The sequence below is a fragment of the Desulfobacterales bacterium genome (assembly GCA_028704555.1).
GTDB lineage: Bacteria > Desulfobacterota > Desulfobacteria > Desulfobacterales > JAQWFD01 > JAQWFD01.
Genome location: JAQWFD010000021.1, coordinates 1 through 25,283, shown reverse-complemented (window position 1 = coordinate 25,283; position 25,283 = coordinate 1). Strand labels below are relative to the sequence as shown.

At 52.4% G+C, this 25,283-nt stretch carries 16 protein-coding genes; 6 read left to right on the top strand and 10 right to left on the bottom strand.

All coding sequences use genetic code 11. The features are described 5' to 3' along the window. Positions 1 to 158 precede the first annotated feature (158 nt). The gene (locus PHQ97_09310) at positions 159 to 425 is read left to right on the top strand and encodes a hypothetical protein (GenBank protein ID MDD4392927.1); all 267 of its coding nucleotides are present in this window, start codon (positions 159 to 161) and stop codon (positions 423 to 425) included. Positions 426 to 990: 565 nt separating this feature from the next. Next, positions 991 to 2,091 (top strand): OmpA family protein, encoded by a 1,101-nt coding sequence (locus tag PHQ97_09305; GenBank protein MDD4392926.1) that lies wholly within the window; start codon positions 991 to 993, stop codon positions 2,089 to 2,091. Positions 2,092 to 2,324: 233 nt separating this feature from the next. Here the strand turns inward: PHQ97_09305 and ppdK are convergent, their stop codons facing one another. Further along, the gene (ppdK, locus tag PHQ97_09300; protein ID MDD4392925.1) at positions 2,325 to 5,072 is read right to left on the bottom strand and encodes a pyruvate, phosphate dikinase; all 2,748 of its coding nucleotides are present in this window, start codon (positions 5,070 to 5,072) and stop codon (positions 2,325 to 2,327) included. Between the two features lie 347 nt (positions 5,073 to 5,419). On the opposite strand from ppdK, the gene PHQ97_09295 reads away from it, so the two are divergent. From PHQ97_09295 to PHQ97_09285, 3 genes are all read left to right on the top strand, one after another. Continuing rightward, positions 5,420 to 6,901 (top strand): DUF853 family protein, encoded by a 1,482-nt coding sequence (locus PHQ97_09295; GenBank protein ID MDD4392924.1) that lies wholly within the window; start codon positions 5,420 to 5,422, stop codon positions 6,899 to 6,901. Positions 6,902 to 7,338: 437 nt separating this feature from the next. Next, on the top strand, positions 7,339 to 7,815 hold the full coding sequence (locus tag PHQ97_09290; protein ID MDD4392923.1) for a ferritin family protein: 477 nt from the start codon (positions 7,339 to 7,341) through the stop codon (positions 7,813 to 7,815). Between the two features lie 251 nt (positions 7,816 to 8,066). Next, positions 8,067 to 16,835 (top strand): glucoamylase family protein, encoded by an 8,769-nt coding sequence (locus tag PHQ97_09285; protein ID MDD4392922.1) that lies wholly within the window; start codon positions 8,067 to 8,069, stop codon positions 16,833 to 16,835. Positions 16,836 to 17,040: 205 nt separating this feature from the next. On the opposite strand, the gene PHQ97_09280 is transcribed toward PHQ97_09285, so the two are convergent. From PHQ97_09280 to PHQ97_09240, 9 genes are all read right to left on the bottom strand, one after another. After that, positions 17,041 to 18,414: an amidase gene (locus tag PHQ97_09280; GenBank protein MDD4392921.1), complete on the bottom strand. Its 1,374-nt coding sequence runs from the start codon at positions 18,412 to 18,414 to the stop codon at positions 17,041 to 17,043. A 130-nt stretch (positions 18,415 to 18,544) separates the two neighbouring features. Continuing rightward, positions 18,545 to 18,805 (bottom strand): Txe/YoeB family addiction module toxin, encoded by a 261-nt coding sequence (locus PHQ97_09275; GenBank protein ID MDD4392920.1) that lies wholly within the window; start codon positions 18,803 to 18,805, stop codon positions 18,545 to 18,547. Continuing rightward, complete coding sequence (locus PHQ97_09270; GenBank protein MDD4392919.1) at positions 18,798 to 19,052, bottom strand: type II toxin-antitoxin system prevent-host-death family antitoxin; 255 nt, start codon at positions 19,050 to 19,052, stop codon at positions 18,798 to 18,800. The genes PHQ97_09275 and PHQ97_09270 overlap by 8 nt, the downstream gene beginning before the upstream one ends. A gap of 855 nt (positions 19,053 to 19,907) precedes the next feature. Next, positions 19,908 to 20,162 (bottom strand): hypothetical protein, encoded by a 255-nt coding sequence (locus PHQ97_09265; GenBank protein ID MDD4392918.1) that lies wholly within the window; start codon positions 20,160 to 20,162, stop codon positions 19,908 to 19,910. A 563-nt stretch (positions 20,163 to 20,725) separates the two neighbouring features. Continuing rightward, on the bottom strand, positions 20,726 to 21,601 hold the full coding sequence (locus PHQ97_09260) for a tellurite resistance TerB family protein (GenBank protein MDD4392917.1): 876 nt from the start codon (positions 21,599 to 21,601) through the stop codon (positions 20,726 to 20,728). A gap of 133 nt (positions 21,602 to 21,734) precedes the next feature. Continuing rightward, positions 21,735 to 22,166: a peptidoglycan-binding protein LysM gene (gene lysM, locus PHQ97_09255; GenBank protein MDD4392916.1), complete on the bottom strand. Its 432-nt coding sequence runs from the start codon at positions 22,164 to 22,166 to the stop codon at positions 21,735 to 21,737. 398 nt (positions 22,167 to 22,564) lie between these two features. Next, entirely contained in the window at positions 22,565 to 22,873 is a 309-nt protein-coding gene (locus PHQ97_09250) for a hypothetical protein (GenBank protein ID MDD4392915.1), read from the bottom strand. Between the two features lie 147 nt (positions 22,874 to 23,020). Then, positions 23,021 to 23,251: a transposase gene (locus tag PHQ97_09245; GenBank protein MDD4392914.1), complete on the bottom strand. Its 231-nt coding sequence runs from the start codon at positions 23,249 to 23,251 to the stop codon at positions 23,021 to 23,023. A 257-nt stretch (positions 23,252 to 23,508) separates the two neighbouring features. Beyond that, entirely contained in the window at positions 23,509 to 24,513 is a 1,005-nt protein-coding gene (locus PHQ97_09240) for a transposase (GenBank protein MDD4392913.1), read from the bottom strand. A 170-nt stretch (positions 24,514 to 24,683) separates the two neighbouring features. Between PHQ97_09240 and PHQ97_09235 the strand changes: the two genes are divergently transcribed. Beyond that, positions 24,684 to 25,280, top strand: a complete 597-nt coding sequence (locus tag PHQ97_09235) for a TetR/AcrR family transcriptional regulator (GenBank protein ID MDD4392912.1) — start codon at positions 24,684 to 24,686, stop codon at positions 25,278 to 25,280. Positions 25,281 to 25,283: the final 3 nt, after the last annotated feature.

Sequence of the window (25,283 nt, the reverse complement as noted above, 5' to 3'; positions counted from 1 at the left end):
AGCTGTAAAACGCCCAAAGGACGGGATGGAGGAATTCACCGGGGTAACCCGGCTTTTGGGTACTATTTCTATTCTTGTTCCGCGTAAGCTGAAAGCCCAAAGATATCTGGCCGGTTTACCCTGTAGACTTTCAATTCTGAGACTGATGATAATTTTCGATGTTTTTTCAATGTGTTAAAATATATTACTATGGCCAGGCCTCAGGCCACGCACGGCTCGGCGACTATTTCACGCCGTGTGCCGAGTACAGAAATACTTTCAATCGGTTTGCCCAGAATTCGAACGCATCTTTTGCGGGAGTTAATTTTCCGAATCTCATGTGGACACTTCCTTCGCTCACGACGATCCGGTCTGCAGACAGTGAATTCGGCGCAATGGATGAGCTGTCTGTAGAAAATTGCTTTTTGAGTCTGCCGGGAGAGTGATTTTTGAGCGAATTCTAAGGATTTAGCCCTATATATATACAGCGTTTTCCTGATATGAGATATATCGCCATTCTGGTATGATCTTATCATATACGTTGTGTCCTATCCCTGATTTGTTCGCTGGAAGAGGGTGCGCAACGGGTAAAAAGTCACCTCCCGTAAAGAAAAACAGCTCGAATCGCTGCATGAGCCAAAGCTGTCCTGTGTGGAGGCGAGGTGCTCTGGAACCTTCCACTGCCAATGTGATCGCTCAGCATCAAACCCATCTACCCGATCAATTTTACCTGAAAATGGAATTATATCAATCAGGTCATCATACCACTCATCCATAAGCGTCAGTGGTATTCGATTAGACTATCCACTGGCTGGCGGACGTAATACATGGTCGGGCTTTTAAGCACAGTGACCGGACGCCTATCAGGTAAGAATTCGGATTGATCGATATCTTACAGACGATCATATCTCTGCCTCGGTCAGGACTGAATTTCGGACCATGCGGCAGAGCGGTTACACCTGTTTCTGTTATTAAACAACATTTCAAACCCGTAAAAAGGAGAGTGCTGCTATGAAGAAAACAAACATGCTTTTAATTTTTTACCTGGTTTTTGCTGTTTCCGTTCTGACGGCATGGAGCGCGTTAGCCGCTGAAGTCCTTTTGAAGGATGTCATTGAAAGACAAATCGAGGTGGAGTCGGTTTTTGAAAAGACGGCGGACAATTTTATCGTGTTGTTTGATGCGTCGGGAAGCATGGCGGAACCATATAAAGATACGGGAACACCAAAAATCGACCTTGCAAAAAAGTTTTTGGATGAATCTCACGACATGATCCCCGAGCTGGGCTATAATGCCGGGTTGTATTTGTTCACTCCGTGGAAATCCTACTACGAAATGCAGCAACACGATAAGAGCAGGTACCATGACGCCGTCATGCAACTGCCGACGGTCGAGACCGCAGGCGATTTCGCCAATCAACCCAGTCCCCTGGGGCTTGGCATTCAGAATCTGGACCCCGTTCTGGCAGGGGTCACCGGCAAGACGGTTGTCTTTGTTTTTACCGATGGGTCTTTCTACTTCAGGCCTAGAATATATCCTTGGGATGCCGCTAAAACCCTCGCCCAAAAATACAATGTATGCTTTTATGTAATCAGTTCGGCCCAGACCGAAAAAGAGTTAAACACAGTACAAAAAATCGCAGCAGTCAACGAATGTTCGAGGGTCGTTCCCTTTGAAACTTTCATAGAGCAGCCGGACTATTATCTGGGCGCCCTTTTTGTGGTGAAAACCAATGAAATTACGAAAGAGATAGTCAAACAAAAAGTCGCTGGTTTCGATATTCAGGATATCCGATTTGATTTTGACAAAGTCGATGTACGTCCCGAGTATAACGATGACCTCGCAGCGCTGGCAAAGTTTTTGAAAAGCCATCCCGGCGCCACCGCCCTTCTTCAGGGCTTTACCGACAGCATGGGGGAAGAAGAGTATAACCTGCATCTGGCCCGTCAAAGGGTGGAGAGTGTTGGTAATTATCTGGTCGAACATTTCAATGTTGAGATGAACCGTCTGCTCCTGCAGTGGTTTGGTAAGGCCAATCCCATAGAGAGTAATGACACGCCGCAGGGCCGCGCGATGAACCGGCGGGTGGAAATTGACATCACAGACTTATGATGTCTGTAGTTTTTGTGGGGCAGAGACTCTGATTGCGTTCAGAGGCCTCTGCCTTACCAGTCAACTGCCCGCCATCAGCGGCATTTTACGGATGCCCGCGCCGACGGCAACTGCACCGTCGCTCACGCAGGAAGCGTCCGGCGGGCGGAGTGGTTCGTGGCGTTGCCCGTGGAGCCATGGCAGCGTAACGGTAGGTGCTATTGCCGGTGACGCGGGCACGGGACGACCGTTGTCTACAGGCCCTTCTTCGCTGTCATCTTCTCCTTCAGTGCGGCCTGTGCCGCTGACAGGCGGGCGATCGGAACGCGGAAGGGCGAGCAGCTGACGTAGTTCAGGCCCAGCCGGTGACATATTTCAATCGACCTGGGGTCTCCGCCATGTTCGCCGCAGATCCCCACCTCCAGCTCCGGGCGGGTTTTTCGGCCCAGTTCCACGCCCATCTGCATCAGCTTGCCCAGGCCTTTTTCGTCGATGGTTTCAAAGGGGTTTTCCTTCAGGATGCCGTGCTGAATGTAATCGATGAGAAAGCCCTTTTCGGCATCGTCGCGGCTGATGCCGAAGGTTGTCTGGGTGAGGTCGTTGGTGCCGAATGAGAAAAACTCGGCAAAGTTGGCAATTTCGTCGGCCGTCAGGGCTGCCCGCGGGATTTCGATCATTGTGCCAAATTTGTAATTGATAGAAATGCCCTGTTCCTTCATCACTTCTCCGGCAACCGCTTCCAGCGCGTCGCGTTCCACCTTCAGTTCATTGACATGACTGGTGAGCGGAATCATCACCTCAGGGTGAACATCGACTCCGTCTTTCGTACACTGGCAGGCGGCTTCAAAAATAGCCCGCACCTGCATCTGGGTCAGCTCCGGCATCAGGATTCCGAGGCGTACGCCGCGCAGGCCCAGCATGGGGTTGGTTTCATGCAGGGCCTCCACCCGGACACGGATATGATCGTCGTCCTGTATTTTTTTCAGAAGATCATCGATTTCTCTGAGATTGCCGGCGTTCATCAGGCGGATTTTGTTGTCGGCCAGCGAGGTCATCAGTGAATCATGGCTCGGCAGAAATTCATGCAGGGGCGGATCGATGAGGCGAATGATCACCGGCAGTCCGTCCATGGCCCGGAAAAGGCCAATGAAATCCTCACGCTGAAAGGGCAGCAGGGCTTCCAGTGCTTCACGCCGTTCCGTGGGCTGGTTGGTCATGATCAGTTTCTGAATAAACGGCAGGCGCTGACTTTCAAAAAACATATGTTCCGTTCGGCAGAGACCGATTCCGACCGCACCGTATTCCCGGGCGCGTTTGGCATCATGGGGATAATCGGCGTTGGCCCATACGCCCAGCCGCCGGAAGCCATCGGCCCAGCTCAGCAGTTTCATCAGCCAGGGGTCCGAGATGTCAGGTACCATGGTGTCGAGCTTTCCGAGATACACCCCGCCGGTCGAACCATCGATGGATATCCAGTCGCCCTCATGGATTACCTGCTCGCCCACTGTCATCATGCGCTTGTTCATGTCGATTTCCAGGGCCGCCACGCCGACCACGGCGGGCTTGCCGAATTGTCGGGCGACCAGTGCGGCATGGCTGGTCCGGCCGCCCCGGCTGGTCAGAATGCCTTCGGCCGCCAGCATGCCATGAACATCATCGGGTTTGGTTTCCGGGCGCACCATGATGACCTTTTTTTTTTCTTTTAAGGCCCATGTCTCGGCGATGTCGGCATCAAAGGCCACTACGCCCACGGCTCCCCCCGGCGAGACATTCAGCCCAACGGCAAGCAGCCGTCCATCTGCTTTGGCGGCTTTTTTAAACTCCGCATTGAACTGAGGATGGAGAAAAAAATCGACCTGTTCGGGTCTGACTCGCATCACCGCTTCCTCCTGACTGATCAAACCGTCATCGGCCATTTCCACGGCGATACGGACGGCGGCCTGTGCGGTGCGTTTCCCGTCACGGGTCTGGAGCATCCACAATTTTCCCCGCTCGACCGTGAATTCGACATCCTGCATGTCGCGATAGTGTTTTTCCAGTTTTCCGGTAATTTCAACGAACTGTTGCCAATTTTTTGGCATGGTTTTGGCCATATTCTCCACCGGGTCGGTGATGCGGATGCCGGCTACCACATCTTCGCCCTGGGCATTGATCAGGTAATCGCCCTCGATTTTTTTTTCGCCGGTCGTGGCATTCCGGGTCATCGCAACACCGGTGGAACAGTTGTTTCCCATGTTGCCGAACACCATGGTCTGGATATTGACCGCCGTGCCCAGGTCGTGGGGAATTTTAGCTGCGTTGCGGTAGTCGACGGCGCGCTTGCCGTGCCATGACTTGAACACGGCTTCGGTCGCCAGGCGCAGCTGCTCGAAGGGATCGGTTGGAAAATCGATTCGGTTGTAGCGTCGGAAGATATCTTTGAACCGCTCACAGATGGCTTTCCAGTCATCTACGTTCAATTCGGTATCGCTTTTAATGCCTTTTTGATTGCAAAATTCGGTAATCACCTCCTCAAAAGGCTCATCGGGAACGCCCATAACCACGGAACCGAACATCTGGATCAGCCGCCGGTAGGAGTCGTACACAAACCGGGGGTCACCCGTGGCTTCGATCATGCCGTTGACGGTCGCTTCGTTCAGGCCGATGTTCAGCACCGTGTCCATCATGCCGGGCATGGAAAATCTGGCTCCGGAACGGCACGATACCAGCAGCGGGTTTTTTGGATCCCCGAATTTTTTTCCGGTTTTTTCCTCTACGGCGGACAGGGCGGCAAGCTCCTGCTTCCACATCGTATCGGGAAGTTTCATGCCTGCGTCAAGATAACTGTTGCAGGCTTCGGTGGTGACGATAAATCCCGGGGGTACGGGCAGCCCAAGCCGGGTCATATCGGCGAGGTTGGCACCTTTTCCCCCCAGCAGGCCGCGAACTTTTTCCCAGTCATCGTCTGCGTAGGCGATGGCCTGTTTGATTTCATCGAATAGAAACACCCATTTTTTTTCCATGGCGTTTATCCCTCCAATATATGATGAAAAAGGACAATATCGATATTGAGCAAGAACAATACCATAAAGGATGAAGTTACGGTCGTGCCGTATCAAGCCTTAAAGGTCATAAACGTCGAATTTGAGAGAAGTTGGTTTTGAGTGAAGAAAAAATGAACAATCCTTCGGGTGAAGGCTATAAAAATTTTAACTTATAAAAAATATTAGCACACCCGGGTCTTGCGGTGCAATCGGTTTCCGCTGACTGTCCGGAAAATTGTTAAAATACGCTGTATTCTGTACCTCAAATAATTTGTTCCGGTGGCCTGAGCTGTGATAGGATTTCAGTAAACAATAAGGAGGATACAATGGGCAATCCATTACAGTGGGTCATTGGCGGAACGGGCGGTGAACCCGTGGTGCAGCTTGGGAAAATGTCCAACCGTCACGGCCTGATTGCCGGTGCGACCGGCACCGGAAAAACAGTGACGCTGCAGATTCTGGCTGAGGGATTTTCCCGCATGGGGGTGCCCGTGTTTGCTTCTGATATCAAGGGGGATCTCTCCGGTCTTGCCGCATCGGGTCAGCAGAACGCCACCATCGACAAACGGTTGAAAAAAATGACGCTTTCTTCCTATGCGCCGCGTTCCAGTCCGGTCATCTTCTGGGACATCCATGGGGAAAAAGGTCATCCGGTTCGCACGACGATATCCGAGATGGGGCCGCTTCTGATATCGAATCTGCTGGAACTCAACGACACGCAGTCCGGCGTACTGTATGCCGCCTTCAAGATCGCGGATGACGAGGGCCTGCTGATCCTGGATTTGAAGGACCTTGTCGCCATGCTTCGCTGGGTCGGGGAAAATGCAAACGAGTTGCGAAGCCGGTACGGTCATATAACTGCTGCCAGCATCGGTGCCATCCAGCGCCGGCTGCTGGTTCTGGAGGAGCAGGGCGGTGCTGCTTTTTTCGGCGAACCGGCGGTAAAACTCCAGGATCTGATGCAAAGCGATTTTTCCGGTCATGGGGTCATCAGCATTCTGGATGCAAGCCGTCTGCATGCCCGGTCGCCGAGGGTCTACACGACCTTTCTGCTCTGGTTGCTGTCAGAGTTGTATGAACAGCTGCCGGAGACAGGGGATGAAGAAAAGCCCCGAATGGTTTTTTTCTTTGACGAAGCGCATCTGCTGTTTGAGCAGGCGCCGAAGGTGCTTCTTGAAAAGATCGAACAGGTCGTCCGGCTGATCCGGTCCAAGGGCGTGGGGATCTATTTTGTTACCCAGAGTCCGTCTGATATACCCGATGAAGTGCTGGGACAGCTGGGACTTCGGATACAGCATGCCCTCCGGGCATTTACCCCGAAAGATCAGCGGGACATCCGACAGGTAGCCGATACGTTCCGCGCGAATCCGGACGTGGATATTGCATCGGAAATCACGGAACTTGAGATTGGCGAGGCACTGGTCTCCTGTCTGGATGAAAAGGGCAGTCCCAGTCCGGTTAAACGGGTTTTGATTCGTCCTCCCGAGTCGCGTATCGGTCCGCTGACTGATTCTGAACGAGAAGAGCATCTCAGGCGTTCTCCCTTGGCCGGCCGCTATGAAGCGATGTTAGACCGGCAATCCGCTTACGAGATTCTCAGGGACCGTGCCCTTATCCGACAGGAAGAGCAGGAAGCTGCCCGTTCAAGGCAGCCGGCTGAAAAAAAAAGCGCCAAATTGCGGCCGGGACGGCAGAGCCAGGGGTTGGGAGAGGCCATGGCCAGGAGCGCTGCCCGTTCCATCGGCAGCCAGATCGGCCGTCAGATTGTCCGCGGCATTCTGGGTTCGCTGTTTGGTGGCCGCCGGTGATTGATTGCGCACGCCGGGCAAATGCGTCGAATTTTCGTTGAATCCTTTTAAGGTGTTAATCCGGATTAACAATTCCTGTCCCCGGTTCTTCCTCCTTTTTTCATTTAATTTTAAGGAAACCTCATGGATTTTTATGCTTTCCATTCGGAGAGCCAGTCAAAACAATCTTCTCTGCTGCCAATGGCCGGTTTTTTTCCTGTGCTTTGCGTGGGGACCCGTTAAGTGCACATTACCATAGGCGTGTGAGCTCGGGTGAAATGCGATAGCATGAAGTTGTTTTAAAATTACTAAGAAACAGGATTTTTGAATATAACTTGTAACCTGTTGTTTGTTGTGAGACAATTTTTGAAATTATTGACGGCATGGTTTGAGTTTAAAGAATAATAATATTCTATCCGGTTCAGCCGGAACTGACTGAAAATGAAAGGATAACTTTAATGGCTTACGATTTTAATGCGGATGACGTGTTTGAAATGGCTGTACAGATTGAAAAAAACGGTGCGGATTTTTACCGGAAGGCTGCCGGAGATGTCACCGATGAGGAGTCTCAAAAGCTTCTGCTGGGTCTGGCTGAAATGGAGGACGAGCATGAAAGAATCTTTGTCGATCTGAGAGCGTCTCTGACGGGCCGGGAAAAAGCCGGAACGGTGTTTGATCCGGAAGATCAGGCGGCACAGTACCTCAGGGCGCTTGCCGATACCCGGGTGTTTTTCGAGAAACAAATCGATACCACGTCGATGGAAGAAATTTTGAAAGCGGCGATTCTGGCGGAAAAAGACTCTATTTTATTTTATCTCGGCATGAAGGAAATGGTCCCTGACGAGATGGGGAAAAACAAGCTGGACAAGATCATCGGGGAGGAGATGGGACATATCAGTCTTCTCAGCGGGAAGCTGATCTCCCTTGCGAATTGATTCCCGTTACAGCTCAACGATGATGGAAAATGCGGTCGTTCTTTACGCCGAAGAGATCATGCCAAAAATGAAGGCATGACCCCATATCTCTGAAGCACAGATGGCCCTGGTTGGTGATGCCTGAAAACATTTTGTGCCAGGGAAATAAGTAAGTATTTTCACTGGAAAATGGAAAACAGGCTCATCACGGGTTAATCCCGTTTCTGATATGGATGAGACCGCTTTCGATCAGGCAGAAGGAGACATCAAAAATGAAGTTGAGCAGTAAAACCGTTCTCGGGATTTTTTCCCGTATGTGGGCGCGCCGTTGCGGAAGCGAACTGACACAGAAGTATGTCACCGATGAACTGCCCCTTCGATCGGAACTGTTCAGTGCCGATCAGATGGAGCAGCATGGCAAGATATTGGCCGGTGTTCACCAGTTGAAGTCCGGACGCCATCGGGACCGCCTTCTGGCACGGCTGGCCGAGAATGAAAGTCTCCTGTTTGAAGCCCACAAACTGCTGACCGCCGACGTCAAAGAGGAGCGCCGGATTACACCGGCCGGGGAATGGTTTCTTGACAACTTCTATTTAATTGAAGAACAGATTCGAACGGCGAGGCGACACTTGCCGAAGGGTTATAGCCGTGAGCTGCCGTACTTACGGAATGACCCATCGGCCGGGCTTCCGCGGGTGTATGACATCGCTCTTGAGACGATTTCACACGGCGATGGCCGGGTGGATCCGGAAAACCTCAGCAGTTTCGTAGCCGCCTACCAGTCGGTAACCACCCTGAAACTGGGCGAACTTTGGGCCATCCCCATCATGCTGCGTCTGGCGCTGCTTGAGAATCTTCGGCGGATTGCCGCCCGGATCGCCGCCGTCAGGATCGATCGAAATCTCGCTGAATATTGGGCCGGCCAGATGACGGAGATCGCTGCGAAGGACCCGAAGAGCCTGATTCTGGTGATAGCTGACATGGTCCGGTCGAATCCTCCCATGGTGAGCTCGTTTGTTGCAGAGTTCACGCGTCTCTTGCAGGGCCAGGGTCCTGCGCTGGCACTGCCGCTCACCTGGATTGAACATCGATTGTCCGAGGCCGGCCTGACCATCGAACAGTTGGTGCGTTCGGAGAACCAACAACAGGCTGCCAATCAGGTATCGATGAGCAACAGCATCGGCAGCCTCCGTTTTCTGGGCGAGATGGACTGGCGCGAGTTCGTCGAGACGTTGAGCGTTGTCGAGCAGACCCTGGGTGAGGATCCTGGGGGTGTCTACGGCAAGATGGATTTTGCTACCCGTGATCGCTACCGCCACGTCGTGGAGAAGGTCGCGAAGCGCAGTCCGCACTCCGAGAGCGAGGTGGCGCGCAAGGCAATCCAGCTGGCGCATGAAGGAGCGGTTCGGAAAGGCAGCGACGACCGAGCAGCGCACGTCGGCTTTTACCTGATCGACGAGGGATTGGCGCAGCTCGAACGAATGTCGGAGGTACGCTTTTCATTTGCAGAGGTTCTGCGCAGAGTCAGCCGCCGGTTCCCATTGCTTCTGTATTCAGGCGCCATTCTACTGATGACGGCGATTTATGCCGGGTGCTTAGCGGCAAAGGCATATGCCGACGGGGTGCAGGGTTGGACACTCGTGCCGGTCGGACTGCTCTCGCTTCTGTGTGCCAGTCATCTGGCGGTAGCCCTGGTGAACTGGCTGGCAACGTTGCTGGCGTCGCCGCATCCGTTGCCGCGTATGGATTTTTCAAAAGGGATCCCGGAGGAATTGCGCACTCTGGTTGTGGTTCCGACAATGCTCACGAGCAGTCAAAACATCGAGAACCTGATCGAGGCGCTTGAAGTCCGTTTCCTTGCAAATCAGGATGACCACCTTCACTTCGGTCTGCTTACTGATTTTCGTGACGCCATCGAAGAAACGCTGCCGGAGGACGAACCGCTGTTGCGGCTGGCCCGGCAGAGGATTGAAGAGCTTAACGAAAAGTACCGGGGCTCAAAAGGCAATAATTTTTTTCTGTTTCATCGCCCGCGCCGATGGAATCCAAGAGACCGGATCTGGATGGGTTACGAGCGCAAGCGCGGCAAACTTGCGGATTTGAATGGGCTTCTGCGCGACAAAACACAGGGTATCACTGGTGATCGCTTCGCGCTCGTCGTCGGTGAAACCGCGGTTTTATCGAACGTGAAGTACGTGATCACATTGGATACCGATACGCAACTGGCACGCGATTCGGCCCGGCAGTTTGTGGGCGCCATGGCGCACCCGCTGAACCGGCCGCTCTACGACGAAGACCGGCAGCGTGTCGTTGCGGGGTATGGCATCCTGCAACCACGGGTGGCAGTGAGCCTTCCCGGAACGAGCCGGTCCCGGTATGCGTGCATGTGTGCCAGTGAGCCCGGCATCGATCCGTATACGCGTGCCGTTTCCGATGTTTATCAGGATCTATTCGGTGAAGGCTCGTTCATCGGTAAGGGCATCTACGAGGTTGATACGTTCGAACGGGCTCTGGGCGGGCGTTTTCCCGACAACCGGATCCTCAGCCACGATCTTCTGGAGGGGTGTTACGCGCGGGCAGGGCTGTTGAGCGATGTGCATCTGTACGAGGAATATCCATCTCGCTACAGCGCGGATGTGAGCCGCCAGCACCGTTGGATTCGCGGTGACTGGCAGATCGCGCACTGGCTGTTGCCGAGGATTCCCGGCCCTGATGCCGGCCTTCAGAAAAATCCTCTCTCAATGCTTTCCCGCTGGAAGATTTTTGACAACCTGCGGCGCAGTCTCACAGCCGCGGCGTTGACGCTCCTGTTGCTGTTGGGTTGGACGGTGTTGCCATCGGCCGGCTTCTGGACATTGGCAGTGATCGGCATCATCCTGATTCCTCCTTTGATATCCTCTTTTTTGAATGTGTTTCAGAAGTCCGGCGATGTGACTCTGGGACAGCACCTCACGGCCGCAGTGCACTCGGCCGGCCGGCATTTCGTTCAGGCTGTCTTCACGCTTGTATGCCTGCCATACGAAGCGTTTTTCAGTCTGGACGCGGTGCTGCGCATTGCCTGGCGGATGCTGATCACGCATAAGCAGCTGCTTGAATGGAATCCGTCGGGCGATCTGGATCGCAATAGCCGAACCAACTTCGTCGGCTCGTACCGGACTATGTGGATCGCCCCGGTCATGGCCACGGCTGCAGTGATTACGCTTGCGGCATCAAAGCCGGCCGTATTGGCGGTGGCGGGGCCCATACTGGGCCTCTGGATTATCTCCCCCGCTATCGTCTGGTGGATCAGCCGGCCGATCGACCACCGCGAAGCAAGGCTGACAGCGGATCAGACCCGCTTTCTGCGGATGCTTTCCCGGAAAACCTGGGCGTTTTTCGAGACCTTCGTCGGCCCGGAAGATCATTGGCTGCCGCCGGATAACTATCAGGAGCATCCCGTTGCCGTGATCGCGCACCGCACGTCGCCTACCAACATGGGCCTTGCGCTGTTGGCGAATTTGTCCGCCTACGACTTCGGCTACCTTTCGGCCGGACATCTCATCGAGCGTACGGCGAAGGCCCTCCATACCATGGAAGCCCTGAAACGATACCGGGGTCACTTCTATAACTGGTACGACACCCAATCTCTGAAGCCCCTGCCGCCCCTCTATGTTTCGTCGGTTGACAGCGGAAATCTTGCGGGCCATTTGCTGACATTGCGGCCGGGTCTGCTCGAACTTGCCGATCACAAGATCCTGGGAACGCGATTCTTTGAGGGCTTAAACGACACTCTCGGGATTGTCATAGAGGCTGCGGCCGCCGCTCCGGAAGTATATGCTGCGGTTCAGCTCGATCAACTGCAGCAGTATGTGGAGTCTGCGATACGTTTCCAACCGACCACGCTCGTGGCCTCTCGGCTGTGCCTTGATCACCTGGCAACTTCGGCTGCGGCAGTGGGCGCCAGCGTTGAAGCTCTCGATGCCGACCCCGGTAACCCATTGAGGTGGGGGATCCACGCCTTCACCGGGCAATGCCGGGATGCCCTCGATGAGCTGACGCTTCTCGCTCCGTGGACAGCGCTTTTGTCTTCTCAGAATAACCCCGGCAACTTTCCCGATCTGGATGAGATCCCAACCCTACGCGAACTGGCAGAACTGGAGGCAAAACTCCTGCCAACCATCGTAAGCCGGCTCAGCTCTGCCGCCACGTCGGCGGAAAGTGCCTGGTTTAGTGAACTTCGAGATCTCATCACGGCAGCCAGCCGGTATGCCGGAGAAAGGATTGCGGCTATCAAAGGGCTTGCCCTGCTATGCGGCGCACTCGCCCGGATGGAATATGATTTTCTGTATGACAAGACGCGTCATCTGCTGGCTATCGGCTATAATGTCGCTGAAAGCCGTCGGGACTCGAGTTACTACGATCTCCTGGCTTCGGAAGCGAGGTTTTCCAGTTTCGTAGCGATTGCTCAGGGACAACTGCCGCAGGAGAGCTGGTTCGCCCTGGGACGTCTGCTCACTTTCGCCGGTGGAGATTCGGTCCTCCTTTCGTGGAGCGGTTCGATGTTCGAATACCTGATGCCGCTTCTTGTGATGCCAACCTACGAGCACACGCTGCTCGACCAGACCTGTAAAACGGCTGTGGCCCGGCAGATTGAGTATGGAAAAAAACGCGCGGTGCCGTGGGGCATTTCGGAATGTGGTTACAATGCCATCGATGTGCATCTCAACTACCAATACCGGGCCTTTGGCGTACCCGGACTGGGGCTCAAACGCGGGCTCACCGAGGATCTGGTGGTTGCCCCCTATGCCTCGGCGCTGGCGCTGATGGTGGCGCCAGAAGCAGCGTGTCTGAACCTTGAGCGACTCGCTGCTGAAGGCTTTGAAACCCGGTATGGCTTTTACGAAGCGATTGACTACACGCCGTCGCGTCTGCCGAGCGGACAATCGAACGCCGTGGTTCGGTCCTTCATGGCTCATCACCAGGGCATGAGTCTCCTGTCTTTGGCCCATTTGCTCCTGGATCGCCCGATGCAGAAGCGATTCGAGTCGGATCGCTTGTTCCAGGCGACCATGCTGTTACTCCAGGAGCGGATCCCCAAAGCGACAGCGTCCTATGCGCATACAACCGAGTTCTCCGAGCACCATATGGCTCCCAGCCTTCAGGCCCCGCCGATACGCGTTTTCAAGACACCGGATACGCCGAACCCGGAAGTGCAGTTGCTCTCGAACGGCAGGTACCACGTGATGATCACCAATTCCGGCGGCGGGTACAGCCGCTGGAAGGACCTCGCCATCACCCGTTGGCGCGAAGACCGCACCTGCGACAACTGGGGCACATTCTGTTACATCCGCGATGTGACCAGCACTGAGTTGTGGTCAACCTCATATCAGCCAACGCTCAAACGATCGAAACGTTTTGAGGCGATTTTTTCGGAAGGGCGAGCCGAGTTTCGCGGCCGGGACCACGACTATGACACCTATACCGAGATTGTTGTTTCGCCAGAGGATGACATCGAACTGCGCCGTGTCCGCATCACCAACCACGCGCGGACGCGCCGGGCGATAGACGTTACCAGTTATGCGGAAGTGGTTCTGGCACCGCCTGCCGCGGACGCACTGCATCCGGCGTTCAGCAATCTTTTTGTGCAGACCGAGATCATCCGCCGGCAGCGAGCAATCCTCTGCACTCGCCGGCCCCGTTCCCGGAGCGAGCAGGCGCCCTGGATGTTGCACCTGATGGCCGTGCATGGGGCGGAGATCGGAGCTGTCTCCTATGAAACCGATCGTATGCAGTTCATCGGACGCGGAAACACTGTCGGTGATCCACAGGCGATGAGCGGATCTGCCGATTTTTTTACCGGAGCGCTCTCGGGCAGCGAGGGCTCCGTGCTCGACCCGATTGTCGCCATCCGTACCCGGATAACGCTGGATCCGGAAGAATCGGCAACGATAGACATGGTCTTCGGCATCGGTGAAACCCGTGATGCAGCCTTAAGCCTGGTGGAAAAATACCAGGATCGGCGTCTCGCGAATCGCGTCTTCGATCTGGCATGGACTCATGGCCAGGTGCTGTTGCGCCAGTTCAATGCCTCCGAGGCCGATGCGCAGCTTTATGAACGCCTTGCCAGCTCGATCATCTACGCCAATGCTTCGCTGCGAGCCGACCCGAGTGTCCTCATCAAGAACCACCGGGGGCAATCCGGTCTCTGGGGATACGCCATCTCCGGCGATTTACCGATTGTGCTGCTGCAGATTGAACATTCGGCCAATATCGATCTGGTGCGCCAACTTGTTCAGGCCCACGCTTACTGGCGTTTAAAGGGACTGGCGGTGGACCTGGTGATCTGGAACGAAGATCACGATGGTTACCGGCAACTCCTCCACGACCAGATCATGGGGCTCATTGCCGCAGGTATCGGAACCAATGTAACCGATCGACCGGGGGGCATTTTCGTAAGATCTGTGGACCAGATTGCCGAGGAGGACCGCATCCTGATCCAAACGGTCGCACGTGCCATCATCACCGACAGTCGGGGATCGCTGGCGGATCAGATCAACGGTCGCAGTCCGGTGGAGGTAACCGTGCCCTTGCTCAGCCCTTCCCGAACCCACCGTTCCGAACCCCTGGCGGTCGCCCCGCTGCCACGTCCCGATTTGATATTTTCCAACGGACTGGGCGGATTTACCCCGGATGGCCGCGAGTACGTTATTACCACCGCGCGCGGGCAGGAGACACCGGCACCCTGGGTGAATGTGCTGGCCAACCCGCAATTCGGGACTGTCGTCTCAGAGAGCGGTCTTGCCTGCACCTGGAGCGAGAATGCCCACGAGTTCCGCCTCACTCCCTGGGGGAATGATCCCGTGAGCGATTCGAGCGGAGAGGCATTTTACCTCCGTGATGAAGAGCGCGGCCATTTCTGGTCGCCCACGCCGCTGCCCTGCCGCGGGGCAACACCTTACGTCACCCGGCACGGATTCGGCTACAGTGTTTTCGAACATACCGAGCGCGGTATCCGCTCCGAGCTGTGGGTTTATGTGGCCATGGATGCAGCGGTCAAGATCACGGTGCTCAAAGTGCAAAATATCTCGGACCGATCCCGTCGGCTCTCCGCTACCGGATATGCGGAATGGGTGCTTGGCGACCTGCGGCCAAAATCGAGTATGCACGTGATTACCGAAATTGACCCGAATAGCGGCGCGCTTTTCGCGCGCAACCCATATAACACGGAGTTCCGCGACCGGACTGCGTTCTTCGACGTGGACGATACGACTCGCACCATAAGCGGTGATCGGACTGAATTCATAGGACGCAACGGGTCGCTGAGCGCTCCTGCCGCTATGGCGCGCATGCGCCTTTCCGGTAAGGTAGGGGCGGCCCTGGATCCCTGCGCAGCGATCCAGGTGAGCTTCGATCTGGCCGCCGGTCAAGAGCGTGAGATTGTCTTCAGGCTCGGCGTAGGGCGAGACGCCGACGATGCCAGAAACCTGGTTAATCGCTTTCGGGGTTCAACCGCCGCACGCGGCGCCCTCGATGTGGTGTGGCAGCACTGGACGCACACCCTCGGCGCGGTAAATGTGGAAACACCTGATCTGGCCCTTAACTTGATGGCCAACGGCTGGCTGCTGTACCAGACTCTGGCGTGCCGCCTTTGGGCGCGAAGCGCAACCTACCAGTCGGGGGGCGCGTTTGGTTTCCGAGATCAGTTGCAGGACGTGATGGCACTCATTCACGCCAGGCCGCATCTGGTGCGCGAGCACCTGCTCCTGTGCGCGGCCCGTCAATTCCCGGAAGGAGATGTTCAACATTGGTGGCATCCTCCAACCAATCGGGGTGTGCGTACTCACTGTTCGGACGATTACCTCTGGCTGCCGCTCGTGACCTGCCGCTATGTCCTCACTACCGGGGATATCGGCCTGTTGGATGAATCCATCCACTTTATCCAGGGCCGCCCGGTAAACGCGGATGAAGATTCTTATTACGATCTGCCAGTGCGTTCAGAAGAGGCGGCGAGTCTTTACGAGCACTGTGTCCGAGCCATCCTGAACAGTCTCAAATTCGGCGAACACGGCCTGCCGCTCATCGGCTCCGGTGACTGGAACGACGGTATGAATCTGGTGGGCGAACACGGCAAAGGCGAAAGCGTGTGGCTGGGATTTTTTCTTTATGATGTGCTCATGCGCTTTACTGAGGTTGCCCGCAGGCACGGTGACGAGCCTTTCGCAGAGCGATGTGTAAGGGAGGCTGAGGATTTGTGCCGCAATGTCGAAAAGCATGGCTGGGACGGCCAGTGGTACCGCCGTGCCTATTTCGACGACGGCTCGCCGCTTGGATCGTCAGCTAACCCCGAATGCCAGATTGATTCGATTGCGCAGAGCTGGTCTGTTCTTTCGGGTGCGGGAAATCATGAGCGTTCGCGTATGGCCATGGAAGCATTGGATGAGCGGCTCGTTCGCCGCGAGTATGGGCTGATCCAGCTTCTGGACCCGCCCTTCGACAAGTCGGCGCTGAATCCCGGTTATATCAAAGGCTACGTACCGGGAGTCAGAGAAAATGGCGGACAGTACACGCATGCAGCCATCTGGGCAGCAATGGCCTTCGCTCGCCTTGGGGACAGCCGGCGGGCGTGGGAACTCTTTACCATGATCAACCCGGTGAACCATTCAAAATCACCCGAGGAGACTGCCATCTACAAAGTGGAACCTTACGTCGTTGCGGCCGACGTCTATGCGGCTCCGCCTCATGCCGGCCGAGGCGGCTGGACCTGGTACACGGGCTCGGCCGCCTGGATGTACCGGCTGATCGTGGAATCACTTCTGGGGCTCAGGCTTGAAGTGGATAAACTGCGTTTTACGCCGTGCCTCCCTGCGGATTGGAAGGGGTTCAAGCTGCACTACCGCTATCGGGAGACGGTCTACCATATTGAGGTACTGCAAACGCCTGCCGGCAATGGCGAGATGAGCGTGACCGTGGATGGCATTGATCAACACGATAAGACCATCGCTCTTGTTGACGACCACAAGGAACACTGGGGTGAGGTGAGGATACCTGCTACAGGCGGTTGAGAACTCGTCTGTGGGATCAAAAGTTCGTTGCGTATCCTGATTGAAACTGCCGGGTACGGGAATCTATACCCGGGGTGGGCTATAGATGCCGATGAGACCGATTGGTGGTCAATTAAAATATTCATACCGCCCGCTTCGCTCAAGGCGCAGAGAACGCAGAGGGGAAAATGTTGTTTTTTCCTCTGCCTGGTTTGGCGATTTTTTACTATATCGGGGGTGGTTGAAATCCTCCGAGCGTTTTTTCAAGATAGCCGGCAACTGCCAAGCCAATGTCTTCTCTCCACGGATGGGCAATAATTTGCACTCCAATGGGCAGCCCATCCGGGGATGTGCCGCCACGTACAACGACAGCCGGCCAGCCTGTCATATTGTAAGTCATGGTATAACTAAACGCCTCCAGATCAGCACCCAATGATCCATGCGGCATGGCCGGAAAGGCATTTACCGGACTGATAATGACATCATAGTCTTTAAAGAATGACAGCATGGTGCTTCGAAATTGGTACCATTTCATTATCAAAGCATCGAACCGAGTCGCATTGATTGGCTCTGCAAGTCCCAGCCACGGGAGGGTATGTTCCTTTGTACCTGCATCCTGTAGCAACCTTCGGATCGACGCACCACCGTCTGCAGATAACAGCTCAATCATCAGATCATAGGACTGCTCGATACCCTTTGGGCGTATCTCCGTTATGATCAAGCCTTCACCTTCAAGGCGTGCAGCTGCCTTCCGAACCACTTTTTCTGTTTCCGGTGAAGGAGAAACGATTCCATTGTCTGAATGGAAAGCGACGCTAAGATTTGTCAGCGCCACCTCTTTTGGGTCATTAAATGCCATTGGAACTATACCGGGATCGATATCGTCAGGCCCGCTGATAATCGGCAGAACCAAAGACAGGTCATCAACATATCGGGCCAGGGGGCCCATTTGTTGAAAAAAATCCAGCACACCACCAAAAGGAAAAATATGTCCGGTTCGCGGTACACGTCCTGAAGTGGGCTTGATTGTGGCAATGCCACAGCAATGTGCCGGGAACCGAAGGCTTCCTCCGTAATCACTCCCGATATCAAATGCAGATCCGCAGGCAGCAACGATGGCCGCGGGTCCGCCGCTGCTGCCGCCGGGAGAGCGCGAAAGATCATAAGGATTGTTCGTCTGGCCGTATATTAAATTGTCAGTTTCATAGGTGAGGGTTAATTCCGAGGTATTGGTTTTACCAAGCAGAATAGCGCCAGCGGCGCGTAAGCGACTGACAATTGTAGCGTCCCTGGAAGGAACAAAGTTTGATCTTCCCCTGGTTCCCCCTGTGGAAATCAGGCCCGCTGTATCAAATGAATCTTTAATGGTAAATGGCACTCCATGCAGCGGGCCTGAAATATCACCTCGTGACAAAGCTTCGTCAGCTTTAGAAGCCTGGTCACGTGCGGCTTCTTCAGATAGCTGTACAACGGCGTTTAGTTTTGGATTAACCTCTTTTATTCGATTTAGATATGAATCTACAACTTCTGTTGAGGAAATCTCCTTGTTACGTATGGCTTTGGCGAGTGCCGCAGCTGAAAGGTTGATTATCTGCTGCATATTTTATCCTTTGTACCGACGACTGACATTTCCGCTTCAGGGGCTACAAAAGGTGAAAAAAGGACTGGTAATAAAACCGCCTGCTTTTGCAGTCCATCTGCAAGCGGGTTGTTCGATTATTTTTCGTGGGTCAATAGTGATACTTACATGAAATAATTGTAATAAAAACATCATCAACCGCATAAACCATCCGATTTGCATCATCAATTCTTCGTGACCAAAAGCCAGACAAAATTTCTCTTAAAGGTTCGGGCTTTCCTATACCCGCAAAAGGTTGTCTCATAGTATCATTAATTAGCTTGTTGATTCGTTTGAGTGTTTTCTTCTCTTGTGTCTGCCAATAGATATAATCTTTCCATGCTTCATCAGTCCAAGCTAATTTCCTACTCATCTATTAAATCCTTTTCCTGGACTTTTCCATCTCTAAATTGTTCAATTGATTTTGTTAAATGGGCAGCATTGGCAGGTGATCTGAGAAGATAAAATGTCTCCATAAAACGATTAAAGGTTTCCAATGACATAACAACAGCATCTTCTGCGTCACGACGGGTAATTATTGTATAATCGGCATCATCTATTACTTGATCCAAAACTGACTTTAGATTGTTTCTTGCTTCGCTGAAATTAACAATTCTCATAATATCCTCCAAACTTGTATTGTTTATTGTACAAGTATAATAAATATTTTTACATTTGACCATTATTTTGTACAAGTATGGATAAAATATTCGTTTTGCGATCGAGTACCGCTGCGAAGGGGTCCGGGTGTAGAATCAGAGACCTATTTTACAACCCGAAATTTATGTAAACTGAAATATCGTCCTGTTTAATTTGTCCGCCCCGGCCGGCGGTGAATCCCGAAGCGTCGGATACGGTTATCTGTGTTGAGCCTTGTTGGAAACCGCTCAGAACAGGGATATATCCGCCGGTATAAGATCCCCTGACGTTTATGCACCCATCGGCGCACACGCAGTCGAGGCGAGTCACCAGGTGTCCTTCTCCTCTCAATACAATACCCGGTTTTAAATTTAATCGCGATTTGATCGGATATATTCCCGCCTGAACCATGAAGGGTCTCTTCCACAATCAATAAGGGCGAAAATTCTGACGAATTATTATTAATAGCATAGGAGAGGGATCGGGTTTCCGTTTGATTCTTTTTAATTCTGATAAAGATCAAACGGAGACCTGACCCTTAAAAATAACGCAGCAAATCAGCGTGCGCGGCTTTTTGCGCTCAGTTTTGCATTGTTATGCATAGTTTTTACTTTAGTTTGACAGTAACGAAAAATGTAGCATTTGAATAACTTGTAATGAGCGCCAAAATGCCCTCATTTTTCTGATCATAATTATTAATCATTCCCTCTAATTGATCATGAGAGGCAGGGGCATCAAAGACATCGAGTATTTCTTCTTTTGTCCTATAATCATGCTTAGGGCTCACTCAGAAATAACTTCACATTTCAAGCGCCGATGCATCCTGTCTGGCTGCGTTACGAAAGCTCGAAATATGCTTGATATTCCTGCGCTTTCGTGCCTTGCCAGGCAGGCGCCTCAACACTTAAAATTGCGAACTTATTTCTGAGCGAACCCTTAGTTGGAAGTCCCCTTTCGATGACTTTTTTTGGATAAACTAACAAAGCTCCTCGTCCCATTGAAAGATAGCATTCTTTATATAGCTTTGAAAGTAGCGTTAATTTTGAATCAAGCATTGATAATGCTTGATCTCTTTGGATAATTGTTGACATGAAATTTGATAATTCCTTCTATCAAGGCTATTTTTTGATGGTTGTTCATTTTGGAAATGCGAATAACAGCCGGCTGTCAGTGGCAGCCAGGGATTACACTGAATTACGATAAAAAATAAAAGCGGTCGATTCTATGAAAAATTCCAAAACGGCCCCAGCCTTGGCTGTCCAATGCACTGCCATGTTATGCGGGAATTGCCTTTGAATCGATTCAATGTTTCTATTCGTTCCGGGTCTATCCGGCTATATGGGCTCGGAACAGTTATTTATGCCAAGAGAATTTATGAGTTCTTCCCGATTAATCAGTTGGTATCGCCGGGGTGGTTCCAGTGTAAAAAATATCCTTTTTGGAAATGAGAAAGTTCGTTCTGTATTGTATAAATTTTCTTAGAGGTCACTTTCTGATATCCAAAACTGAATTCTAAGCTGTATTTTATGGGTCGATTTTGAACGTATTGATTTTATTTCAATATGTTATCTTGGTCCGACCCCAGCTGATACGATGTATTTTTAAACGTATCCGGTGTCGGACCAAGCTATAACGGATGCCAATATATAGAGGGCTATTGTTGCATACCCACCATCGTCTTCAGCCGTTGAACGGTTCCGGGGGTCAGACCCAACCCGCGGGCCAATCTTTCCATATAATCTTGCTCGGCAGGCGTGTCAACCTCAATGGCCATCAGTGATGCGGCATACATTTCAGCGGCCAACTCCTGCTGACCCGTTGCAGCCGCACAGAGAGCCTCCAGGTCCAGAGGTTGCTGCATCTCTGCCATCAGATACTGTTGTGCCTCCTCATCCAGACCTTCTGCCTGCAGTTTTCCAAGAATACGATGAATCTCTTGCTGATCGATCTGTCCGTCGGATTTGGCCGCACTGATCATCGCCTTTGCCACCAGCCCGGCATTGTTTTCGAGTTCGTCACGCTCCCGGTCGCTTTCCGGTTCCCGCAATCCCAATGGCACCCCCGGTTCAGGGGCTGTTCGGCTTTTTTTCAATGCATCAAAGGCCATGGCGCCGAGCAGGGCCATGGCGCCGGTACCCAGCGAGCCTTTCATTGCGCTCTTGCCCCCACCCAAAACCGCGCCGGCCAGGGCGCCCAGCCCGCCTATGGCCAGATTTTTTTTGCCGCCCAAAGCTTGACCGGCCTGGCCCAGTATACCGCTCAGCATTCCGCCCAAATTCTTAAGGCCACCGCCGGCCGACCCGCTGCCGCCGATCAGGTTTCCCAATAGATCGCCCAAACCACCGCCACCGCCACCGCTGCCTCTGCCAGTCAGTCCAGCCACTATACTGCCCAGCCCGCCGCCGGTTGATTTGCCAGTGGCTTCCTCAGTTGATCCGCCGGATTGTAAGGCGTGATTCAGTCGATTGGATGAGGAGTTGGACATTCCTCCGTTGATCATCATTCCTACCACGTCACTTAAGTTGAACATAATTGCCTCCTTGGGTCCATCTGTGCAGATGGACATTCATTGTCCGGCACGACAATGCCGGCATTTATCAAGTGTGTCGGTTGTTGCCTGCCGTCGAAACCCAACACGGTCGGGCAGCAGACAATGGTTTTCATTAATCCTGAGGGATGCGGATTTTCTGGCCGACATATATCTTGTCGGGATCTTTGATTACTTCTCGGTTGGCCTCAAAAATCCGCGGATAGGCATTGGCTTTGCCGTAATATTTTTTGGCAATACCGGAAAGCGTATCTCCACTGACAATGGTGTAGTAATCAACTTTTTCTTGAGACGGCGGGGCCGTCAACCCATCGGCATTAATGTTAGTAACCCCCTTCACGTTACCTGCCATCAAAACAGCCTTTTCCAGAGATTCGGCACTTTTTGCCGTACCGGAAAGAGAAACTACGCCGTCTTCAAATAGTACCTTTAACCCTTCCACACCTGGGTTGTCTTCCTCGATGTGGGCCTTGATTTTCTCTGCCGCCTCTGCATCGCTGTTAAACAGGTTTTTACCAATACTTTTTACGAAATCAAAAAGTCCCATAGCGCTCCTCCTTTGCTCATGTGCCTGTTAAAGGTGAATCGATTGAAAATTGACGCTTTGAATGTCAGGGCTTCGGTAAAAACTACACAAAAAAACATTCCAACATCTTTAATTGCTTTCAATCGGGAACTAAAAGTCTACCAACCGGGGTGAAAAAAACTACAGTCAGCTCATGCGGATTATTTTCCTTTAGTTTGAGTTGCTCTTTGACCGTAGAATGCCTTTTCAAACGGTAGTTATGGCCTGATGTTGACAATCTTGCAGTGATGCAGAAGCCGGTCCAGGATGGCGGTGGCGATCTCGGCATCTCCGAACAACTTCTGGCGTCCCCAAAGCGTTTGATCGACGTGATTCGCAGCGTTTTTCTCGTAGCGATGGAAGGCGAATAGAAAGAACAGTTACGCCTCCCTGCTGTCCACCGGCGGGTACCCGACTTCATTGTGGCCATACTTGCGTTTGAGTTGCTTATAGAACATGCGTCGCCAATCTGCGGGTGTTTCCCTTTGAACCACTTTGTAAGTGGGGCAGCAGCGGGTCGTAATGGAAAAAGCGGATCGGGCCTCTTTGATCTTCAGCATGACGCGGTGGGTAATCACATGGCGGGGCAGGGGACCCCAATGAGTTATCTCTGCTGCCAGCGCTGGTTGACCGGACTGTCGGTGAGCGCTGTGGACGCGTTGGTTAGCTACCGTGTCGAGCCAGCGCATACGCTGTGCTCTTGTCAATGCAATTCCAAAATATCCATAAATACCTCCGTATTAGGGGATCCAACGGAGGTGGTGCATTTTTTTAATTATGATTTTTGGTATATTATTGCATTGTTATCGGCAATTGCCAAGCATAGAAAGATGGTGTCATTGTGATGAAAAACGCGCAGGAATAGCTTGGGTGCGTGGACAATATATAGGGGCGAAAGGTTCAGCCCTACTTTTCTTGACGATGGCGGTAAGCCCGAGGGCCACTTCTATCATCGTGCGAACCTTTTCCAAAGGCAGCGATGCGCAGGGGCTTAAAAAGCCGTAATGCCGTATTTTCATAAAACCCGTCGGTAAAACGTGTTGAAGATAGCGCCTGAGAAATTCCAGAACAGGAGGAACAAGGGGTCATTCTATATCCCTTATGTCAAGATTTTTTTATTTTCTTTATAAACAGATAGTTACATTTCATTTTAAATTTAGGACGTACCTCACCGACTGCAGATAGCAGAAGTATTTCGGCAGTTTCTCTTCTCGGAGAACACCGTTGCTGATCGTTACGTTTATCCGGTATCTCATGCAGGTGCAGGAGGAACAAGGGGACAGCCATGGAGGAACAAGGGGACAGCCATGAATAAATGCATTTCTCACTTTATTAAGCTTAAATTCATATCTTGAGCTAATTTTTCCCCCCGCACTACCGCACGGCTCACCGCCGGTTGACCTATACCCAGCAGTTTGCCTACGCTTGTACCGTTCATCCCCAATTCTCTGACCGCCCAATAACAAACCAGGCTTCTGGCCTTTACCCGTAGCGGTTGATTTCCCGGTTTTCGAACCTCCGCCGGTTCCATCTCAAAAACCTTGGCTACCTTCTCCACCACTCGATCAATATCATAACCCTGAGCCTGAAGCCAATAGCGACGCTCAAACCGCTCCTTCTGCTCTGCCAGGACTTTTTTGACAAAATCGCTGTCTCCCAGAATACGTTCATCCCCTTTCAGGTGGATGCGCGCTTTGCTCATCGCTTTTAATACACCCCAGCCGCCACTGCTTCTGAGCAACCCTCCGCCTACCAACTCATGACGTTGACCTAAACCCATTCTTTTACGAACATATTCAACGTAATTGCGTCGTGCCGCGGCTTCCTTTTCACCAAATAGCCGCAGTACGTAATCAACTTCTTGAAAATCTCGTTTATGCTTGCCCAAAAGAACACTATGACCACCATATGGATATTTCGCCAGGCCTTTTAAATCGGCGACCATCCTGGCCCGCAACGGGTTAAGGTGGATATAGGCCACCAACTCTTTTAAGTAGAGATCTTCCTGACATAGTATGGATTTGAAACGGTTTTGGAAAAGATGCCCGCTGCGGCGATGGCGATGATTGTAGCTGACGGCATAGCCGGTTAAAAGCCTGCGCATGACAGTCGAAATCGGTGCTTTGCCGCTTCGCAATAATAAATGGAAGTGGTTGGGGAGCAGCGCCCAACCGTAACAAGACGTTGACGTCTCTTTTAAAATAGTCCCAAGACGTTCAATAAAATTATCCCGATCGACATCATCATCAAATATTTTTCGCCGCTCTATTCCACGGCAGATAACATGATGTAGTGCCCCGGGGGCATCTATGCGGGCTTTGCGTGACATAGTCAGCTTATATCATACTTTCAATCTCATGGATATGCATTTTTTCATGACCGTCCCATTGTTCCCACAATTTCAGTAAAAGCGCCTTGACTCGCTCAAAAGAAGTTGACAGGGTGTTTTCATTATAGTAAAGCGGAGTGAACATTCACTCCAATTCTCAAGGAGAATCAATGCACAAACAGTCCGAAAAAACCGACAAGCGGGCGGCCATTTTGACGGCGGCCCTGGAACTGATCGCCGCCAACGGATTTCATGGGGCGCCGACCTCCGAGATTGCCGCCCGGGCGGGTGTCGGGGTCGGATCCATCTACCGCTATTTCAAGGACAAAGAGGCTCTGATCCACGCAGTGTTCAATGAATTGATGGAAAAGGTAGAAACTGAAGTTTTAAAAGGATACGATTCAAACGCGCCTCTGCGGGAACAGTACATTTGCCTGTGCCGTAATTTTTTTCGGTTTATGCACAATCATCCAACATTTTTTGCTTTCAGCGAGCAATATTTTAATTCGCCTTACGGCATTCAGCGCAAGCGTAGTCTGATCGAAAAGGCGAATGCGGGCGAGAAAAGCAGCTATTACATAGGTGAATTTTTTGTTCAGGCAAAAAAACAACTGATAATCAAGGACCTGCCCCAGCAGTTAATCGGAGCCCTGACGTTGGGCCCGATTATTTTTATGTTGCGTGACATTCACAGTGGTTTGTTGCTGTATTCAGAGGATCTGGTCCAGCAGGTTATTGAAACCACCTGGGAGTCGATCAAACGATAGCCA

What these genes read in the sequence shown, in the direction of transcription:
- PHQ97_09310 (MDD4392927.1), top strand. Translation starts at nt 159, where the DNA reads ATGTTTTTTCAATGTGTTAAAATATATTACTATGGCCAGGCCTCAGGC.
- PHQ97_09305 (MDD4392926.1), top strand. Translation starts at nt 991, where the DNA reads ATGAAGAAAACAAACATGCTTTTAATTTTTTACCTGGTTTTTGCTGTT.
- ppdK (MDD4392925.1), bottom strand. Translation starts at nt 5,072, where the DNA reads ATGGAAAAAAAATGGGTGTTTCTATTCGATGAAATCAAACAGGCCATC.
- PHQ97_09295 (MDD4392924.1), top strand. Translation starts at nt 5,420, where the DNA reads ATGGGCAATCCATTACAGTGGGTCATTGGCGGAACGGGCGGTGAACCC.
- PHQ97_09290 (MDD4392923.1), top strand. Translation starts at nt 7,339, where the DNA reads ATGGCTTACGATTTTAATGCGGATGACGTGTTTGAAATGGCTGTACAG.
- PHQ97_09285 (MDD4392922.1), top strand. Translation starts at nt 8,067, where the DNA reads ATGAAGTTGAGCAGTAAAACCGTTCTCGGGATTTTTTCCCGTATGTGG.
- PHQ97_09280 (MDD4392921.1), bottom strand. Translation starts at nt 18,414, where the DNA reads ATGCAGCAGATAATCAACCTTTCAGCTGCGGCACTCGCCAAAGCCATA.
- PHQ97_09275 (MDD4392920.1), bottom strand. Translation starts at nt 18,805, where the DNA reads ATGAGTAGGAAATTAGCTTGGACTGATGAAGCATGGAAAGATTATATC.
- PHQ97_09270 (MDD4392919.1), bottom strand. Translation starts at nt 19,052, where the DNA reads ATGAGAATTGTTAATTTCAGCGAAGCAAGAAACAATCTAAAGTCAGTT.
- PHQ97_09265 (MDD4392918.1), bottom strand. Translation starts at nt 20,162, where the DNA reads ATGTCAACAATTATCCAAAGAGATCAAGCATTATCAATGCTTGATTCA.
- PHQ97_09260 (MDD4392917.1), bottom strand. Translation starts at nt 21,601, where the DNA reads ATGTTCAACTTAAGTGACGTGGTAGGAATGATGATCAACGGAGGAATG.
- lysM (MDD4392916.1), bottom strand. Translation starts at nt 22,166, where the DNA reads ATGGGACTTTTTGATTTCGTAAAAAGTATTGGTAAAAACCTGTTTAAC.
- PHQ97_09250 (MDD4392915.1), bottom strand. Translation starts at nt 22,873, where the DNA reads ATGCGCTGGCTCGACACGGTAGCTAACCAACGCGTCCACAGCGCTCAC.
- PHQ97_09240 (MDD4392913.1), bottom strand. Translation starts at nt 24,513, where the DNA reads ATGTCACGCAAAGCCCGCATAGATGCCCCCGGGGCACTACATCATGTT.
- PHQ97_09235 (MDD4392912.1), top strand. Translation starts at nt 24,684, where the DNA reads ATGCACAAACAGTCCGAAAAAACCGACAAGCGGGCGGCCATTTTGACG.